Source organism: Streptomyces sp. NPDC001880 (assembly GCF_053594575.1).
Window position 1 is genome coordinate 1 of record NZ_JBSFET010000041.1, and the last position, 16459, is coordinate 16459.

Sequence of the window (16459 nt, forward strand, 5' to 3'; positions counted from 1 at the left end):
CCGCCGGGCACGAAGGGCACTCGATGAAGGACATGGACGGGACGGAAGGCATGGGAACCGGCTACCGGGCCCATGACGGCTCCCTCACCCCCACAGGTTCTAGCCTGTGGGGGCGCGGCTTTTTCGTACGTCCGTGCGGAGGTATGCGCGGGTGACAGCTCAGAGGAACGAGGCACAGATGACCGACCCGGTGACGCTGGACGGCCAGGGTCCGATCGGCGAGTTCGACGAGAAGAGGGCCGAGGCCGCCGTCCGCGAACTCCTCATCGCGGTGGGCGAGGACCCGGACCGCGAGGGACTGCGCGAGACGCCGGGACGGGTGGCACGGGCGTACAAGGAGATATTCGGGGGCCTCCACCAGGAGCCCGAGGACGTCCTGACGACGACGTTCGACCTCGGTCACGACGAGATGGTGCTGGTCAAGGACATCGAGGTGTTCAGTACCTGTGAACACCACCTGGTGCCGTTCCGGGGCGTCGCGCACGTCGGGTACATCCCGGCCACCAGCGGCAAGATCACCGGCCTCTCCAAGCTGGCCCGGCTGGTCGATGTCTACGCCCGGCGCCCGCAGGTCCAGGAGCGGCTGACCACGCAGATCGCCGAGTCCCTGATGGAGATCCTGGAGCCGCGCGGGGTCATCGTCGTCGTCGAGTGCGAGCACATGTGCATGTCGATGCGGGGCATCCGCAAGCCCGGGGCGAAGACGCTGACCTCGGCGGTGCGCGGACAGCTCCGCGACCCCGCGACGCGCGCCGAGGCCATGAGCCTGATCATGGCGCGCTGACAACGAAACACGCCCTGGGGCCTGTCCGCCGGACAGGCCCTATGCGGCCGCCGAGCTCTTGTCGTTGTCCTCGTCGTCCGGGAGCTTGCAGATGCGCTCCAGCCAGAGGGCCGCGGCGATCACCGCGATGCCCGCCAGGACCGCGAAGCCCGCGTAGATCGCCTGGTCGCGGCGGGCCGGGATGTCCAGGGAGCCGAGCAGGAAGACGCCGATGCCGCCGTACATGCCGGAGACCAGGGAGACGACCAGGGCGCTGGCCTGACCGAAGACGACCGCTCGGGCCGCCATCAGCGGCTCGACGCCCTTGGCTCCCGGCCGGCGCTCGCGCTGGGCGCGCAGCCGGGAGCGGATGGAGAGAGCCGTCGCCAGCAGAATGACGGCGATCACAGCGAGCACGATGGGCGCGGCGAGAGGAACGCTCGGCAGGCTGCCCAGGGAGTCCCAGAGGCGGGCGCCGCCCCAGGAGAGCACCCCGGCGGCGGCGAAGAGGCCGGCCAGTACCCCGAGCCTGAGTTGCTTCACCGAGTGGTCCGCCCTTCGCCGCCAGTGGTCCGTGTCGCCCGTGGTCCCCCTCGCCGGGAAACCGCGGCGCCGGTGATCCGTTTCCGTTGAGCCTAACGACTACTCGGGCAGACGGAGTTCCAGATCGGCCCGGGGCAGCACGCCGTCCCGGCCGACCCCGGCCAGCAGCTCCGCCACGGATCCGGCGCCGGACAGCTGGGCATCGGGGTCGATGTCGTGCCACGGGGCGAGGACGAAGGCGCGCTCATGGGCCCTGGGGTGGGGGAGGGTGAGCACCGGGTCGTCGGAGACGACATCCGCGTACGCCACGATGTCGACGTCGATGGTGCGCGGGCCCCAGCGCTCATCGCGGACCCGGTCGAAGGCCTCCTCGATGGCCTGGCCGCGCTCCAGGAGGGAGGACGGGGGGAGCGTCGTCCGCACGACGACCACCGCGTTGAAGTACGAGGGCTGGGAGCCGGGGGCGACGCCCCAGGGCTCCGTCTCGTACACCGGGGAGACGGCCTTGACCCGCAGGCCGGGGGTGTCCTCCAGGGCGTCGATGGCGCCCTGGAGGGTCTCCAGGCGATTGCCGAGGTTGGATCCCAGGGAGATCACGGCACGCTTGGGGTTGGAGAGAGTGCTGTCCGCCGCGTCCACCTGCTCGACCACGGAGGCGGGCACCGGCTGCACGGTCGGGTCGCTCTGCCCTTCGGTGGGAAACGCGGTCATACTCGGCTCCGGGTGATGGTGATGGTCACATCGTCGAAGGGGACGGTGATCGGCGCATCCGGCTTGTGCACCACCACCTCCACCTCCTCGACTCCTTCGTGCTTGAGGCACTGCTGGGCGATGCGCTCCGCGAGCGTTTCGATCAGATCGACGGGTTCACCCTGCACCACGCCGACGACCTCCTCCGCGACGATGCCGTAGTGCACGGTCTTCGTCAGGTCGTCGGTGGCCGCCGCGGGGCGGGTGTCCAGGCCGAGCACCAGGTCGACGATGAAAGTCTGGCCCTCTTCCCGTTCCTTGGGGTAGACGCCATGGTGTCCACGGGCCTTGAGGCCGCGCAGCGCGACACGATCCACGCGAATCACTCCTGCTGTCGTAGGGCGTAGAGACACGGGCCGCGTGCGGACGGCGAGGTGCTCTCTTTCGAATCTACCTGCGAGCACCGACAGCGCTCGCCCGTGGGGGCCGTGGTCGCGGCCTCACGGCACTGGTAGCCGCGTATACCCGCACTTCCCGGATCCAACCCCCTGCGGGGGCGCGGCCACTCGACCACCGGGTCAGGAGGGTGTCTCTTCGTCCTCTTCCTCACCGGTTTCGGTCAGTACGGGCGAGCCGTGGTGGGACCAGAGTTTCCAGCCGTCCGGTGTACGCCGGAACACATTGGTGGCCACGACGAGTTGGCCGACGAGCGGGCCGAGGGCGTTGCCGTCCTCCGCGGGGCCGCCGCTGAGGATGTTCTCCGTGCAGGTCACCAGAGCGGTGTCGCCGGTCATCGAGACCCCGACATCGGTCAGGAAGAACTGGATGTACTCGGTGTTCGCCATGATCAGTGCGTAGCTGCGCAGCACCTCGCCACGGCCGGTCAGTACCGGCCAGCCCGGGTGGACGCAGGAGACCGTGAGGTCCTCGCCGGGCAGCCAGAGCCCGGAGAGCTCCTCGTAGTCGCCGCGTTCCATCGCCTCGTAGAAGGCGGTGTTGGCCTGCTCGACGGCCGCGATGTCGGCGGCCGCCTCCGCGTGCTCGTCGCGGGACCCGGTCACGCGGCCCCCTCGACGGCGCGGGCGACCCGCACGGCGTCGGCCGTGGCCCGTACCTCGTGGACCCGTACGGCCCAGGCACCCGCGTGGGCGGAGAGCGCGGAGACGGCCGCGGTGGCGGCGTCGCGTTCGCGGGCGGGCGGCGGTGCGGCGCCCTCGCCGGCCAGCACATGGCCGAGGAAGCGTTTGCGGGAGGCGGCGACCAGCAGCGGGCGGCCCAGGGCGCGCAGCTCGTCGAGGTGGGCGACCAGGGCGAGGTCGTGGCAGGCGTCCTTGGCGAAGCCGAGGCCGGGGTCGATCACGATCCGTTCCGGGGCGACACCGCCCGCGACCACGGCGTCCATCCGTTCCCGCAGCTCCGTGACGACCTCGGCGACGACGTCCCCGTACACCGCGCGGCTGTTCATGGACTTGCTGAAGCCGCGCCAGTGCATCACGACGAAGGGGGCGCCGGCCGCGGCGACGACCCGGATCATGTCGGGGTCGGCGAGGCCGCCGCTCACATCGTTGACCAGTACGGCCCCGGCCGCGACCGCCTCCTCGGCGACCCGGGCCCGCATGGTGTCCACGGAGACCGTGACCCCTTCGGAGGCCAGGCCCCTGACCACCGGAACAACGCGCCGCAGCTCCTCGGAGGCGTCCACCCGGCTGGCGCCGGGGCGGGTCGACTCGCCGCCGACGTCGATCAGGTCGGCGCCCTGGGCGACCAGGTCGAGGCCGTGTTTGACCGCGATCGTGGTGTCGAACCAGCGGCCCCCGTCGGAGAAGGAGTCCGGGGTCACGTTCACGACACCCATGACCGCGCAGCGGTCCCACTCCGGCAGGCCCTGGACCGTGCCTCGTCCACGCAACGTACTCATGCGACCAGCGTAGGCCCCGTACGGAGCGGCGCTACGCTGCGCGGGCGTGCTGTTCCTGGCTGGGCGCGAGGGTGTGGGCGCAGGGGCGGGGCCGTGGGGCCGGGAAGCGGCGGGCGAAGGGGCGGGGCAGGGCGAGGTGCACGAAGCCCTCCGCCTGCATGGCCGCCAGCGAGATGCGGGGCAGGTCGCGGGCGGCGCGGTAGACGACGAAGCGCGGCTCCCAGCGGGGCCGGAACTTGGCGTTGAACTTGTACAGCGACTCGATCTGGAACCAGCGCGAGAGAAAGATCAGCAGTCCGCGCCAGGCCCGCAGCACCGGTCCCGCGCCCAGTTTCTCGCCGCGGGCGAGCGCCGAGCGGAACATCGCGAAGTTCAGCGAGACGCGTCGGACGTCCAGCCGGGACGAGGCCTGGAGGGCGGCGACGATCAGCAGCTCGTTCATGCCGGGGTCGGCGGAGCGGTCGCGGCGCATCAGGTCGAGGGACATGCCGTCGCGGCCCCACGGGACGAAGTGGAGTACGGCCTTCAGGTCGCCGTAGGGGGAGTCGGCGGTGTGCTCGTCGGCCTTGTGCGCGGTGGCGATGACGCAGTCGCCGTCGGCCGGGTCGCCGATCCGGCCGAGCGCCATGGAGAAGCCGCGCTCGTTGTCGGTGCCGCGCCAGTCGGCGGCGGCGTGCCGGATGCGGGTCAGTTCGGCCTCGTCGATGTCGCTCACACGTCGTACCCGGGTCTCGTAGCCGAGCCGTTCAATGCGCTTCACCATCTGGCGTACGTTGCGCATCGCGCGCCCGGCGAGCGAGAAATCCGCGACATCCACCACCGCCTCGTCGCCGAGCTCCAGGGCATCGAGCCCGGTCTCGCGGGTCCAGACCTCGCCGCCGGTCTCGCTGCAGCCCATCACGGCCGGGGTCCAGGAGTGGGCCCTGGCCTCGTCCATGAACCGTTCGATGGCGCCGGGCCAGGCCTCCACGTCGCCGATCGGGTCGCCGCTGGCCAGCATCACCCCCGACACGACCCGGTAGCAGACGGCGGCCTTGCCGCTGGGGGAGAAGACGACGCCCTTGTCGCGGCGGAGCGCGAAGTGGCCGAGCGAGTCGCGGCCGCCGTGCTTCTCCAGCAGGGCGCGCAGCCGTGCCTCGTCGTCCTCGGTGAGGCGGGCGGCCGGGTGCTCGGGGCGGAAGGCGAAGTAGATGGTGGTGACGGCGGTCAGCAGGCCGAGGGCGCCGAGGGAGTACGCCACGGTCCAGGAGGTGTCGCCGGCGTACTCGACGGGCCCCTCGAAGCCGAGCATTCCGAAAAGCACGTGCTGGAGCCGGTCGGCGATGCTGGGGCTGCCCAGGACCCGGCCGGGGTGTGCGCTGACGACGACCAGGCCGAGGGCCAGCGAACCCGCGCCGAGGAGCACGAAGTTGGCCAGGGCCCGCCAGCGGCTCCGGGGATCGGGGAGCGCCGCGAACTCGCCGCGGTGACGGATCAGCAGCAGGCAGAGCGCCAGCGAGACGAGCGTGCCGGTGACCGAGTGCCGGTAGCTGAACTGCGCCAGCGCGCCGGCCGGCAGCAGCGCGACGGCGGCCCGCCAGGCCCGCCGCTTGCGGCGCTTGAGGCCGTGGGCGAGCAGCAGCAGGAGGACGCCCGCGCTCAGCGAGAGTGCGGCGGCGAACGGCCCGAGGGCGCCGGGCAGCACTTCGGCGAGGGTGTGCATCCGGCTGTGCCGGAAGCGCGGGAAGACGCCCGCGGCGACATCGATCAGGCCGACGGCGGCGCAGGCGGAACCGACCAGTGTCGGTACGGACTCGGGGCGCGGGCCACGCATGAACTTGCGTACGCGGCTCGGAACCAACACCGACTTATCCCCATCTAGCGTGACAGACATCGCTTCCCGTGGTTCCGCGAGAGATTCTTTCAGTCCTTCGGTCGTAGCCCTCCGGACGATGTGCGACCTGTAGGACGAGGCTTCCGGGCCGGGGGTTCACCCGACAGCCGGAAATTTCCAGACAAGAAAGCTCACCCCCATGGGTCTTACCAGTAAGACATTTCTGGTTCTGGCCATCGTGCTGACCGTGGTGTTCTTCGCCGCCACGGTCTGGCTGTGGCCCCGGCTGGCCCCTCGCAGCGTGTCCGCGGTGCTCGGCAGGGTCGGCCTGCTGCTGGCGACCCAGGTGACGGTCTTCGTCACGGTGGGCCTGGTGGCGAACAACTCCTTCCTCTTCTACGGCTCGTGGGCCGACCTGTTCGGCCAGAAGCAGGATCTGGGTGTGGTCACGGACCACGCGGCCGGAACGCTGACCTCCAAGAACATCGTCCGGGTCGGGACCCAGCGGCCGGACGTACCGGGCGCATCGCGGCCCACGATGGCCGGGCGGATCGACAAGGTCGTGATCGCGGGCCGGCAGTCGAAGATCGAGAGCTCGGCGTACGTGTATCTGCCGCCCGAGTACTTCCAGCCGGCCTACGCCCGCCGCAAGTTCCCCGCGGTCGTCGTGCTCACCGGCTATCCGGGCGTTTCGGAGAACCTTCTGAAGGGCCTTCGGTACCCGCGGACCGCACACGAGCGGGTGAAGGCGGGCCGGGCCCAGCCGATGATCCTGGTGATGCTGCGGCCGACGGTCGCGCCGCCGCGGGACACCGAGTGCGTGGACATCAAGGGCGGGCCGCAGACCGAGACCTATCTCGCCGAGGACCTGCCGCGGGTGATCTCGGAGTCGTACAGGGTCGGCGGGCTGGCCCGCAACTGGGGCATCATCGGCAACTCGACCGGTGGTTACTGCGCGCTGAAGATCGGGCTCCACCACCCGGACCGGTTCGCGGCGAGCGTCGGGCTCTCCGCGTACTACAAGGCGGCCGAGGACCCGACGACCGGCGATCTCTTCCACGGCGACCAGAGCGCGCGTGACCGCGCCGATCTGATGTGGAGTCTGGACCACATGCCGAAGCATCCCGACTCGTCCTTCCTCGTCACGACCTCCAGGCACGGCGAGGGGAACTACCGCACCACGCGGCAGTTCATCGCCAAGGTGAAGCCGCCCGCGCAGGTCTCGTCGATCGTGCTCGACAGCGGCGGGCACAACTTCAACACCTGGCGGCGGGAGATACCCTCGGCGCTGGAATGGCTGAGCAGCCGGCTCAGCGAGAACTGAAGCGGGAACCGGATCGGGAGCCGAAGCGGGAACCGGATCGGGATCCGAAGGGAGACCCGGATCGGATCCGAAGGGAGACCCGGCACGGGCCGCTGCACGGGCCGCCGCGCGGTGCGCCGGGAAGACCCGGTTCACCGCGCGGCGGCCTTGGTGACGTTCTCCACCGTCTCGACCGCCACTTCGGCGCGCGGGACGTCCTGGGCGTCCGCGTCGATGGAGCGGCGCAGCGCCTCGTGCAGCCGGGCCGGGGTGAGCACGCCGAGGAACCGGCCGGCGCTCTCCTCGTCGATGACGGCGATCCAGCCCGCGTCGTGCTGGAGCATGGTGGCGAACGCCTGCTTGAGCGGGGCGCCGACGGGCAGCCACGCCTCCATCCTGCGGGCGTGCGCGCGCACCGTGTCCCCGGCCCCGTCGGCGGTGGCGTCGGCGGGGATCCAGCCGTGCAGATTGTCCTGGCCGTCCAGGACGACGGCCCAGCGCGCGCCCTCGGCCCGCAGCCGTTCGGTCGCCCGCGCCAGGGAGTCGTCGAGATGGACGACCGGCGGCTGGTCGAGGTCGCCCTGCTCGATGGGGGTCACGGAGAGCCGCTTGAGGCCGCGGTCGGCGCCGACGAAGTCCGCGACATAGGGGGTGGCGGGCGCGCCGAGCACGGTGGCGGGGGAGTCGAACTGCTCGATGGTGCCCTGCCCGTAGACGGCGATCCGGTCGCCGAGCCGGACCGCTTCCTCGATGTCGTGCGTGACGAACAGGACGGTTTTACGGACCTGTTCCTGAAGTTTCAGGAATTCGTTCTGGAGTCGTTCCCGTACGACCGGGTCGACCGCGCCGAAAGGCTCGTCCATCAGCAGTACCGGCGGGTCCGCGGCCAGCGCCCTTGCCACACCGACGCGTTGGCGCTGACCGCCGGAGAGCTGTTCCGGATAGCGGTCGCCATAGACGGAAGGGTCAAGTCCGACAAGGCTCAGGAGTTCGGCCGCGCGTTCCCGTCCCTTTCCCCGGTTCCAGCCCAGGAGATGGGGGACGGTCGCGGTGTTCTCCAGGATCGTGCGGTGCGGGAAGAGTCCCACCTGCTGGATCACATAACCGATACGGCGGCGCAGCCGGACCGGGTCGATGGCGGATATGTCGTCCCCGTCGACGAATATCCGGCCCTCGGTCGGTTCGATGAGCCGGTTCACCATCTTCATGGTGGTCGTCTTGCCGCACCCCGATGGTCCGACGAGCGTGACCAGTTCGCCCTCGGCGACCTCGAAGGAAAGGCCGTCGACGGCGGTGGTGCCGTCCGCATACCGCTTGGTGACGTGCTCGAAACGGATCATGGTTCCCCCATTGTGGCGCGTGTTCTGTGAAGGACATGTTGCTGAAATACAACGGCTCCGGCGATTGTCAGTGGTCGAGGATAGGGTCGCCAGACATACGTGCGAAGCGGTGACCGGGAGGTGGGGACGGATGGCCGCGGGACAGAACTGCCTGGTGACGAACGACTGGATCTGCGGGGAGTATCTCCGTTCCCGCAGCCAGGAGTTGACCGATGCGACGGTCCAGCACATCTGGATCACCGCGGTCTCGGTGGCGATCGGACTCCTGGTGGCTTTTCCGCTGGCGCTGCTCGCGCGTCGCAGCCGCCGTTTCGCCGGACCGGTGCTCGGGCTGACGACGGTGCTCTACACCGTGCCCTCGCTCGCCATGTTCTCGCTGCTGCTGCCGTTGTTCGGGCTCTCCGCCGCGCTGGTGGTCACCGGCCTGGTGCTGTATTCGCTGACCATTCTCGTGCGGAACATCCTGGCAGGCCTGGAAGCCGTGCCGAAGGAGGCGAAGGAGGCCGCGAAGGGGATGGGGTACGGGCCGGCCCGGCTGTTGTGGGAGGTCGAACTCCCGCTGTGCATACCAGCGTTGATGGCAGGGGTACGGATCGCCACGGTGTCGACGATCGCGCTGACCACGGTCGGGTCGATCATCGACAGGGGCGGCCTCGGCAACCTCATCGGGGACGCGCTCCCCAGCTTCTTCAAGGCCCAGGTGCTCACCGCCTCGGTGCTGTGCGTACTGCTGGCGGTCGTCGCGGATCTGCTGCTGCTCGGTGTGCAGCGGCTGTTGACCCCCTGGACCCGAATAAGCGCCGCGCACGCGGACGCGGACACCGTGGCAAAGGCGGTCTGATCCATGGGAGTTCTCGGCGAGGCATGGACCTGGCTCACCACCGGCGCCAACTGGTCGGGGGAGAGCGGGGCGGCCCACCGGCTCGCCGAGCATCTGTACGTCAGCGGTGTCGCGCTCGCCCTGGCCTGCGCGGTGGCGCTGCCGGTCGCGCTGTATCTGGGGCACATCGGGAAGGGGGGCGCACTGGCCGTCAATCTCTCCAACGTGGGGCGTGCGGTGCCGGTCTTCGCGGTGCTGGCCCTCTTCATGGTCTCGCCGCTGCGCAACGCCGGATATGTGCCGACGGTCATCGCGCTGGTGCTGTTCGCCGTGCCACCGCTGCTGACCAACGCCTACGTCGGGATGACGGAGGTCGACCGGTCGGTGACGGAAGCGGCGCGCGGCATGGGGATGTCCGGGCGGCAGCTCTTCCTCCGGGTCGAACTCCCGCTGGCCTACCCGCTGATCATGACCGGGCTGCGCTCCGCCGCGGTCCAGGTGGTCGCCACGGCGACGATCGCCGCGATGGTCGGCCAGGGCGGCCTCGGCCGGATCATCACCGCCGGCTTCAACACGTACAACACACCGCAGGTGGTCGCGGGCGCGGTGCTGGTCGCCGTGCTGGCCCTGCTGGTGGAGGCGGTGCTGGTGGGCCTGGACCGGCTGCTGTCACCGCTGCGCCGCCGCCGGACGGTGTGAGGAGGCGTGAGCACCCCGCGGAACCCGGTCCGCGATTCCCCGGCCGCATCACGTACAGACCTGTTGCTGTGAACTCGTACGGCCCCTGTGGCCGTGGACGGAGACGACAATGAGCAAGACCTCGCGCATAGCCGGCGCGGTCATCGGCATGGCCGCGCTGGCCGGCTCGCTCGCCGCCTGCGGCGGCGACAGCCTGGAGCAGGACAAGGCGGGCGCGGCATCCTCCGGCGGCGCCGCGGGCTCCGGCAAGAAGGGCTCGCTGGTCGTCGGCGCGGCCTCCTTCACCGAGTCCAAGGTGCTCGCGGAGCTGTACGCGCAGATCCTGGGCGATGCCGGATACAGCACCTCGGTCACCACGGTGGCGAACCGGGAACTGTACGAGCCGTCCCTGGAGAAGGGCGAGATCGATGTAGTCCCCGAATACGCCGCGACGATTGCCGAATTCCTCAATGCCAAGGTGAACGGCCCCGAGAAGGCCGAGAAGACGCCGGTCGCCTCCGGTGACACGGCGGCCACGGTCGCCGCGCTGGAGAAGCTCGCCACCCCGCGCGGACTGAAGGTGCTCCCGGCCGGTGCGGCGGTCGACCAGAACGCCTTCGCGGTCACCAGGGAATTCGCCGGGAAGAACAAGCTCAAGACCCTTTCGGACCTCGGCAGGTCGAAGGCCGAAGTGAAGATCGCGGCGGGTGACGAGTGCGAGGTGCGGCCGTTCTGCGCACCCGGTCTGAAGAAGACGTACGGCATCAATGTCACCGGTATAGACCCCAAGGGAGTCGGTACGCCGCAGTCCAAGCAGGCGGTCAAGGACGGCAAGGACCAGATGGTCCTCACCACCACCACGGACGCGGTGCTGGACAGCTACGGCCTGGTGTTCCTGGAGGACGACAAGAAGCTCCAGAACGCCGACAACGTACTGCCGGTCGTCAATGCCGAGGACGCCGGTTCCCAGGACATTGCCGACGCACTCGGCAAGCTCACCAAGGCGCTCACCACAGAGGATCTCGCGGAACTGAACCGCAAGGTCGACGCCGAGCGCGCAAAGCCCGCCGATGTGGCCAAGGACTATCTGCGCTCGAAGGGCCTCGTCGAGAAGTAGGAATCCGGGCGGAAAGGGGGCCGTCAGGTAACCGGCAGGGAACAGATTGGCGGGCGGCCCCCCAAGTGCCTCGTACACACGGTAAATTTCAGGCCATGCCACGTGGACGTCATCGCCATTCGCCACCTCTGCACAGAATCCTTCCGCCGTCGGCAGTCGTCGGAGTCTCGGTCCTCTGTGCCTCGGGCGCCTGGCTGCTCGCCGAGCCCCTGGTCCTGCGCGGTCTGGTGGCCGCCTCGGCGGCAGCCGCCGTGACCGGTGCGTATCTGATGCGCAGCTGGGACCGGGAGGCCGGCCGCCGGGTCGCGGAGCTGACGCGGGCCCGCGCCGGTGACGAGATGCGGGCCGAGGAGCGGCTCGCCGAGCTGGAGGCCGACCTGGAGGAGTCGCGGGAGCTGCGTGCCCGGCTGGAGGCGAAGCTGCGCCGCAAGCGCGTGGAGCTCGCCAACCTCCGCGGGGAGCACGCCGCACTGCTGCGCCGGTACGCCAACGCCGAGACCGAGCGGGCCAGCGCCCTGGAGGGCCGCAGGCAGCTCGCCATCGAGGCCGCCGCGCCCCGGGAACTGCCTGCCGCGCGCAGCACGCCGACTCGGGCCGCCTATCTGCGGGCCGCCCAGGCGCTGGAGGACCTCTCGCGCAACGGGGCGCTCCAGGGGGCGCGCCGTACCGCCGAGCAGGCCAGGAAGCGCGATCTGGAGGAGCGGTCCCGGGAGCCGGAGGAGCGGCAGGGCAAGCACGCCGCGGACGAGGACCCGACCGGCGCGCAGCATCTGCGCCCGCCGGCAGCCCTGCCCGCGCCCCGAGTGTCCGCCGCGCTGCCCCCGGCGCGCACCGCGCCGGCCGCCACCGCCGTCGCCCCGTACGCGGCCTCCCGCCGCCATCCCGTGCCGCAGGGCAGCTTCGACTTCTTCGGTACGCAGAAGGCGGCGCGCGCCGCGATCGATTCCGTGCAGGACGAGGACCTCGCCGACGTGGTGGGCGAGGAGGCGCTGGCCGCGCACCGTACGGGCGCGGCCCCGGACCGCGTCGTGGGCGAGGTCATCGACCTGACCCCGCACGACGAGACCGAGCAGCTGGACGTGGTGGAGCTGCGCAGCGCGATCTCGTAGCACGACCCGCACGACCCGCACGACGAGCAGCGGCCGCCGCCCCGGGACCCGGGACGGCGGCCGCTGCTTCGTCGGTCACTTGTCGATGTCGCCGACCACGAAGAAGAGCGAGCCCAGGATCGCCACCATGTCGGCGACCAGCGTGCCAGGCAGCAGCTCGGTGAGCGCCTGGATGTTGTTGTACGAGGCGGAGCGGAGCTTCAGCCGGTACGGGGTCTTCTCGCCCTTGGACACCAGGTAGTAGCCGTTGACGCCGAGGGGGTTCTCGGTCCAGGCGTAGGTGTGGCCCTCGGGGGCCTTCAGCACCTTGGGCAGCCGCTGGTTGACCGGGCCGGGGGCCAGGGCGGCCATCCGGTCCAGGCAGGCGTCCGCGAGGTCCAGGGCGTTGTGCGTCTGCTCCAGCAGGCACTCGAAGCGGGCCAGACAGTCGCCCTCGGTGCGGGTGACCACCTTCAGGGTGTCCTGGAGCTCCCCGTACGCGAGATACGGCTCGTCGCGCCGCAGGTCGAAGTCGACGCCGGAGGCGCGGGCGATCGGCCCGGACACCCCGTACGCGTGCACGGTCCCGGCGGAGAGCACGCCCACGCCGCGGGTGCGGCCCCGGAAGATCTCGTTGCCGAGCACCAGGTCGTCGTAGACGTCCATCCGGGACCGGACCGAGGCGACGGCGTCCCGGGCGCGGCCGAGCCATCCGGCCGGGAGGTCCTCCTTGAGGCCGCCGACGCGGTTGAACATGTAGTGCATCCGGCCGCCGGAGACCTCCTCCATCACGGCCTGGAGCTCCTCGCGCTCGCGGAAGGCGTAGAACACCGGGGTGATCCCGCCGAGTTCGAGCGGGTACGAGCCGAGGAACATCAGATGGTTCAGGACCCGGTTCAGCTCGGCGAGCAGGGTGCGGGTCCACACCGCGCGCTCCGGGACCTCCATGCCGAGCATGCGCTCCACGGCCATCACGACGCCCAGCTCGTTGGAGAACGCCGACAGCCAGTCGTGGCGGTTGGCGAGCATCACGATCTGCCGGTAGTCGCGGGCCTCGAACAGCTTCTCGGCGCCCCGGTGCATGTAGCCGATGACCGGCTCGGCGCGCTGGATACGCTCGCCGTCCAGGACGATACGCAGTCGGAGCACGCCATGGGTGGAGGGGTGCTGCGGGCCGATGTTGAGCACCATGTCGGTGCTCTCCGCCGCGCCGCCGATGCCGACTGTCGTCTCCGTCATGCCGCCAGTATCGCGTGGACGGGCCGGGGCTCCGAGTCCAGGGCGCCCGTTCTCAGCCCCTGCGCTGCATCAGCCAGCCGAAATCGCCGAGGCCGCCCCGGGCCGTCAGTTCCGCCGCCTCGCCCGCCGAGGCGAGCGCCCGTACGTACCCGGCCGGGTCGGCCGAGGCCAGCGCCAGGGGCGGGCGTTCGCCGCTGACGCCCAGGCGGCGCAGCGCCTCGCGCTGGCTCAGGAGCTCGGGCGGCGCACCGGCCCCGGAGCCGGCCGCCGCGCACGCGTCCAGCGCCACGTGCGAGGTGAGGTCGCAGCTGCCGTCCGGCACCGGCCGCACCTCACGGCCGGCCCGGAAGCCGGTCAGGGTGCCGAACGGGGGCCGTGCGTCGCGCACATGGGCGTAGTCCACCGCCACCGCGAGCCCCTGGGCCAGCGTGGCCACCGCCCGCGCCCAGGCCTCGTCGCGGGGGCGGCCGATCTCCGCGCGGCTGCCCGGTCCGGCCGGCGGCCACCAGCGGCGCAGCCACTCGGCGTCCGCCCCGGTCACCGGCTCGCCCAGCCGTTCCGTACCGTCCCCGGTCCGGACGAGGACGTATCGGGCGACACCGTCCGCGTCGGTCTCGGTCACCTCGGTCGGGACGTTGTCCAGCCACTCGTTGGCGAACAGCAGGCCGCGGGTCCGCGGCGGCGGTTCGGCGCACCACTCGATCCGGGAATCCAGTCCGGGCGGACGGCCGGCCAGCTCCACGGCGTACGCCCGTACGGCCAGACCGTCCGCGCCGGCGGCCGGCAGCGCCGCCAGCACCCCCGTCAGCAGCTCGCCCCGCCCGGCGCCCAGGTCCACCAGGTCGACCGAGCCGGTGCCCAGCTCCCGTGCCGTTTCGACCAGCAGCCGGGCGACGGCGGAGGCGAAGAGCGGGGAGGCATGGACGGAGGTACGGAAGTGGCCCGCCGGCCCTTCGGGGCTCCGGTAGAACCCCTGGTCCCCGTACAAAGCGGTCTGTGCCGCCTCCTGCCATCCACGCCACTCATCCGTCACGGATCCAAGTCTCCACCTTGGGGAGTACGGCCCCTGGAGCCGGATCGGCCCTTCGGCTGACCCGTGCGCCCTTGCCTGTCCCTACGCTGGGTCACGTGCAGCGCCTCTACGACTTCCTCCGCAGACACCCGACGGGCGTCGACACCTTCTGGGCCGTCGTCCTCCTCGGGCTCTCCGGCCTGTCCATGGTGGGTATGGGGGGAACCACGAGGGAGCGCGTCGCCTCCGTTCCGATCGTCCTCGGCCTCTGCACCGTCGTCGCCCTGCGCCGGCGTGCGCCGGAGAAGATGCTGCTGCTCGCCATCGCGATGGGGGTGGCGCAGATGGTCACCGGGGTGGGGCCCGGTGTCATGAACTTCGCGATGCTGGTGATCGTCTTCACCGTGGCCACCGTCGGGGAGCGCTGGGCGTCCCGGCTCGCACTGGTGTGCAGCCTGTGCGCGGCGGCGCTGTCCAAGCTGCGCTGGCCGGGCGAGGAGGCGCGGTACGGCTGGGCCGAGGAAGTCTTCTTCGTCGTCGTGCTGACCGTTCCGTTCGTGCTCGCCTGGGTGCTCGGCGACTCGATGCGGACCAGGCGCGCCTACTTCAGTCAGCTGGAGGAGCGCGCCGCCCGGCTGGAGCGGGAGCGCGAGGCGCAGTCGAAGGTCGCGGTGGCGGCCGAGCGCGCCCGTATCGCCCGCGAACTGCACGACGTGGTCGCGCACAACGTGTCGGTGATGGTGGTGCAGGCCGATGGCGCGGCTTACGTGATGGACGCGGCCCCCGACCAGGCCAAGCAGGCCCTGGAGACCATCTCCAGTACCGGCAGGCAGGCACTGGCCGAGATGCGGCGGCTGCTCGGGGTGCTGCGGACGGGCGACGCGCAGGAGAGCGGGGAGTACGTCCCGCAGCCCGATGTGGACCAGATCGGGGATCTGATCGAACAGGTCAGACAGACCGGGCTGGCCGTCGACTTCAAGATCGAGGGGACCCCGCGCCCGCTGCCCAGCGGGGTCGAGCTGACCGCGTACCGCATCGTGCAGGAGGCCCTGACCAACACCCGCAAGCACGGCGGCCCTGACGCGGGGGCCAGCGTGCGTCTCGTCTACTTCGACGACGGCCTCGGACTGCTGGTCGAGGACGACGGGCGGGGCGCGGCGCACGAACTGTACGAGGACGGCGGCGCCGACGGTGCGGGCCACGGGATGATCGGTATGCGCGAGCGGGTCGGCATGGTCGGCGGCACGCTGGACGCCGGGCCGAGGCCCGGCGGCGGCTTCCGGATCAGCGCGCTGCTGCCGCTCAAACCGGACCACTAGGGTTTTTGTTCGGATCCGGCCGGATCAGGCACCGGGGCACGCGAGCCCGGCCTGATCCGAGCGAAAGGCCCTGGGCGTCGGATCCGACGCCCTGTCAGACAAGGAGACGGAACCCCTCATGGCGATCCGCGTGATGCTCGTCGACGACCAGGTGCTGCTGCGCACCGGCTTCCGGATGGTGCTCGCCGCCCAGCCGGACATGGAGGTCGTGGCCGAGGCCGGCGACGGTGCGGAGGCGATCGAGAACCTTCGCTCCACCGCCGTCGATGTGGTGCTGATGGATGTGCGGATGCCGAGGCTGGACGGTGTCGAGGCCACCCGGCGCATCTGCGCGCAGCCGGACGCGCCCAAGGTGCTCATCCTGACCACGTTCGACCTCGACGAGTACGCCTTCTCCGGGCTGAAGGCCGGGGCCAGTGGCTTCATGCTCAAGGACGTGCCGCCCGCCGAGCTGCTGGCCGCGATCCGCTCCGTGCACAGCGGCGACGCCGTCGTCGCCCCGTCCACCACCCGTCGGCTGCTCGACCGCTTCTCGCCGATGCTGCCGAGCGGCATCAGCGAGCCGCAGCACAAGGACATCGCCAAGCTCACCGAACGCGAACGCGAGGTGATGCTGCTGGTCGCCCAGGGCATGTCGAACGGCGAGATCGCGGCGCGCCTGGCGCTCTCGGAGGCGACCGTGAAGACGCACGTGGGCCGCATCCTCACCAAGCTGGCCCTGCGCGACCGGGTGCAGGTCGTGGTCCTCGCGTACGAGACGGGGCTGGTCCGGGCCGGTGGCGGCGGGGCGGCCTGACCGGCGCCACTGCCAGGCCG

At 71.0% G+C, this 16459-nt stretch carries 17 protein-coding genes; 8 read left to right on the forward strand and 9 right to left on the reverse strand.

Annotation, left to right across the window (positions count from 1 at the left end):
* Window positions 1-178: 178 nt before the first annotated feature.
* Window positions 179-784 (forward strand): GTP cyclohydrolase I FolE, encoded by a 606-nt coding sequence (gene folE, locus ACWCQ6_RS21785; RefSeq protein ID WP_451091629.1) that lies wholly within the window; start codon window positions 179-181, stop codon window positions 782-784.
* Between the two features lie 39 nt (window positions 785-823).
* Here the strand turns inward: folE and ACWCQ6_RS21790 are convergent, their stop codons facing one another.
* The 6 genes from ACWCQ6_RS21790 to ACWCQ6_RS21815 form a co-directional block, all read right to left on the reverse strand.
* Window positions 824-1306: a DUF3180 domain-containing protein gene (locus ACWCQ6_RS21790; protein WP_451091535.1), complete on the reverse strand. Its 483-nt coding sequence runs from the start codon at window positions 1304-1306 to the stop codon at window positions 824-826.
* Window positions 1307-1405: 99 nt separating this feature from the next.
* Entirely contained in the window at window positions 1406-2017 is a 612-nt protein-coding gene (folK, locus tag ACWCQ6_RS21795) for a 2-amino-4-hydroxy-6-hydroxymethyldihydropteridine diphosphokinase (RefSeq protein WP_451091537.1), read from the reverse strand.
* Complete coding sequence (gene folB, locus ACWCQ6_RS21800) at window positions 2014-2373, reverse strand: dihydroneopterin aldolase (RefSeq protein WP_451091539.1); 360 nt, start codon at window positions 2371-2373, stop codon at window positions 2014-2016. Before folB ends, folK begins: the two co-directional genes overlap by 4 nt.
* 201 nt (window positions 2374-2574) lie before the next feature.
* On the reverse strand, window positions 2575-3057 hold the full coding sequence (locus ACWCQ6_RS21805; protein WP_451091541.1) for a nuclear transport factor 2 family protein: 483 nt from the start codon (window positions 3055-3057) through the stop codon (window positions 2575-2577).
* Window positions 3054-3914, reverse strand: coding sequence for a dihydropteroate synthase (gene folP, locus ACWCQ6_RS21810; protein ID WP_451091543.1), 861 nt, complete (start codon window positions 3912-3914; stop codon window positions 3054-3056). The genes ACWCQ6_RS21805 and folP overlap by 4 nt, the downstream gene beginning before the upstream one ends.
* Before the next feature lie 31 nt (window positions 3915-3945).
* Window positions 3946-5787 carry a phosphatidylglycerol lysyltransferase domain-containing protein gene (locus ACWCQ6_RS21815; RefSeq protein ID WP_451091545.1) on the reverse strand — a complete coding sequence of 614 codons (1842 nt, stop codon included), beginning with the start codon at window positions 5785-5787 and terminating at the stop codon, window positions 3946-3948.
* Between the two features lie 139 nt (window positions 5788-5926).
* Here ACWCQ6_RS21815 and ACWCQ6_RS21820 point away from each other — a divergent pair, with 139 nt between their 5' ends.
* Complete coding sequence (locus ACWCQ6_RS21820; RefSeq protein ID WP_451091547.1) at window positions 5927-7051, forward strand: alpha/beta hydrolase; 1125 nt, start codon at window positions 5927-5929, stop codon at window positions 7049-7051.
* Between the two features lie 131 nt (window positions 7052-7182).
* On the opposite strand, the gene ACWCQ6_RS21825 is transcribed toward ACWCQ6_RS21820, so the two are convergent.
* Window positions 7183-8370 (reverse strand): ABC transporter ATP-binding protein, encoded by a 1188-nt coding sequence (locus ACWCQ6_RS21825; RefSeq protein ID WP_451091549.1) that lies wholly within the window; start codon window positions 8368-8370, stop codon window positions 7183-7185.
* Between the two features lie 130 nt (window positions 8371-8500).
* Here ACWCQ6_RS21825 and ACWCQ6_RS21830 point away from each other — a divergent pair, with 130 nt between their 5' ends.
* The 4 genes from ACWCQ6_RS21830 (at window position 8501) to ACWCQ6_RS21845 (ending at window position 12094) form a co-directional block, all read left to right on the forward strand.
* Complete coding sequence (locus ACWCQ6_RS21830) at window positions 8501-9211, forward strand: ABC transporter permease (protein ID WP_451091551.1); 711 nt, start codon at window positions 8501-8503, stop codon at window positions 9209-9211.
* A 3-nt stretch (window positions 9212-9214) separates the two neighbouring features.
* Window positions 9215-9889 (forward strand): ABC transporter permease, encoded by a 675-nt coding sequence (locus tag ACWCQ6_RS21835; RefSeq protein WP_451091554.1) that lies wholly within the window; start codon window positions 9215-9217, stop codon window positions 9887-9889.
* 109 nt (window positions 9890-9998) lie between these two features.
* Complete coding sequence (locus ACWCQ6_RS21840) at window positions 9999-10985, forward strand: ABC transporter substrate-binding protein (protein ID WP_451091556.1); 987 nt, start codon at window positions 9999-10001, stop codon at window positions 10983-10985.
* A 95-nt stretch (window positions 10986-11080) separates the two neighbouring features.
* Window positions 11081-12094 carry a hypothetical protein gene (locus ACWCQ6_RS21845; protein ID WP_451091558.1) on the forward strand — a complete coding sequence of 338 codons (1014 nt, stop codon included), beginning with the start codon at window positions 11081-11083 and terminating at the stop codon, window positions 12092-12094.
* A gap of 75 nt (window positions 12095-12169) precedes the next feature.
* Here ACWCQ6_RS21845 and ACWCQ6_RS21850 read toward each other — a convergent pair whose 3' ends face one another.
* Both ACWCQ6_RS21850 and ACWCQ6_RS21855 read right to left on the reverse strand, forming a co-directional pair.
* On the reverse strand, window positions 12170-13312 hold the full coding sequence (locus tag ACWCQ6_RS21850) for an NADH-quinone oxidoreductase subunit D (protein ID WP_451091560.1): 1143 nt from the start codon (window positions 13310-13312) through the stop codon (window positions 12170-12172).
* Window positions 13313-13364: 52 nt separating this feature from the next.
* Window positions 13365-14345 (reverse strand): SAM-dependent methyltransferase, encoded by a 981-nt coding sequence (locus ACWCQ6_RS21855; protein ID WP_451091562.1) that lies wholly within the window; start codon window positions 14343-14345, stop codon window positions 13365-13367.
* A 95-nt stretch (window positions 14346-14440) separates the two neighbouring features.
* Between ACWCQ6_RS21855 and ACWCQ6_RS21860 the strand changes: the two genes are divergently transcribed.
* Entirely contained in the window at window positions 14441-15643 is a 1203-nt protein-coding gene (locus ACWCQ6_RS21860) for a sensor histidine kinase (protein WP_451091564.1), read from the forward strand.
* Between the two features lie 118 nt (window positions 15644-15761).
* Window positions 15762-16439 carry a response regulator gene (locus ACWCQ6_RS21865; protein ID WP_451091566.1) on the forward strand — a complete coding sequence of 226 codons (678 nt, stop codon included), beginning with the start codon at window positions 15762-15764 and terminating at the stop codon, window positions 16437-16439.
* The last annotated feature ends 20 nt before the right edge of the window (window positions 16440-16459 follow it).

Excerpts from the sequence above, each read along its gene's own strand:
- folE (WP_451091629.1), top strand. The coding sequence starts at position 179 with ATGACCGACCCGGTGACGCTGGACGGCCAGGGTCCGATCGGCGAGTTC.
- folK (WP_451091537.1), bottom strand. The coding sequence starts at position 2,017 with ATGACCGCGTTTCCCACCGAAGGGCAGAGCGACCCGACCGTGCAGCCG.
- folP (WP_451091543.1), bottom strand. The coding sequence starts at position 3,914 with ATGAGTACGTTGCGTGGACGAGGCACGGTCCAGGGCCTGCCGGAGTGG.
- ACWCQ6_RS21815 (WP_451091545.1), bottom strand. The coding sequence starts at position 5,787 with ATGTCTGTCACGCTAGATGGGGATAAGTCGGTGTTGGTTCCGAGCCGC.
- ACWCQ6_RS21820 (WP_451091547.1), top strand. The coding sequence starts at position 5,927 with ATGGGTCTTACCAGTAAGACATTTCTGGTTCTGGCCATCGTGCTGACC.
- ACWCQ6_RS21825 (WP_451091549.1), bottom strand. The coding sequence starts at position 8,370 with ATGATCCGTTTCGAGCACGTCACCAAGCGGTATGCGGACGGCACCACC.
- ACWCQ6_RS21830 (WP_451091551.1), top strand. The coding sequence starts at position 8,501 with ATGGCCGCGGGACAGAACTGCCTGGTGACGAACGACTGGATCTGCGGG.
- ACWCQ6_RS21835 (WP_451091554.1), top strand. The coding sequence starts at position 9,215 with ATGGGAGTTCTCGGCGAGGCATGGACCTGGCTCACCACCGGCGCCAAC.
- ACWCQ6_RS21840 (WP_451091556.1), top strand. The coding sequence starts at position 9,999 with ATGAGCAAGACCTCGCGCATAGCCGGCGCGGTCATCGGCATGGCCGCG.
- ACWCQ6_RS21845 (WP_451091558.1), top strand. The coding sequence starts at position 11,081 with ATGCCACGTGGACGTCATCGCCATTCGCCACCTCTGCACAGAATCCTT.
- ACWCQ6_RS21850 (WP_451091560.1), bottom strand. The coding sequence starts at position 13,312 with ATGACGGAGACGACAGTCGGCATCGGCGGCGCGGCGGAGAGCACCGAC.
- ACWCQ6_RS21865 (WP_451091566.1), top strand. The coding sequence starts at position 15,762 with ATGGCGATCCGCGTGATGCTCGTCGACGACCAGGTGCTGCTGCGCACC.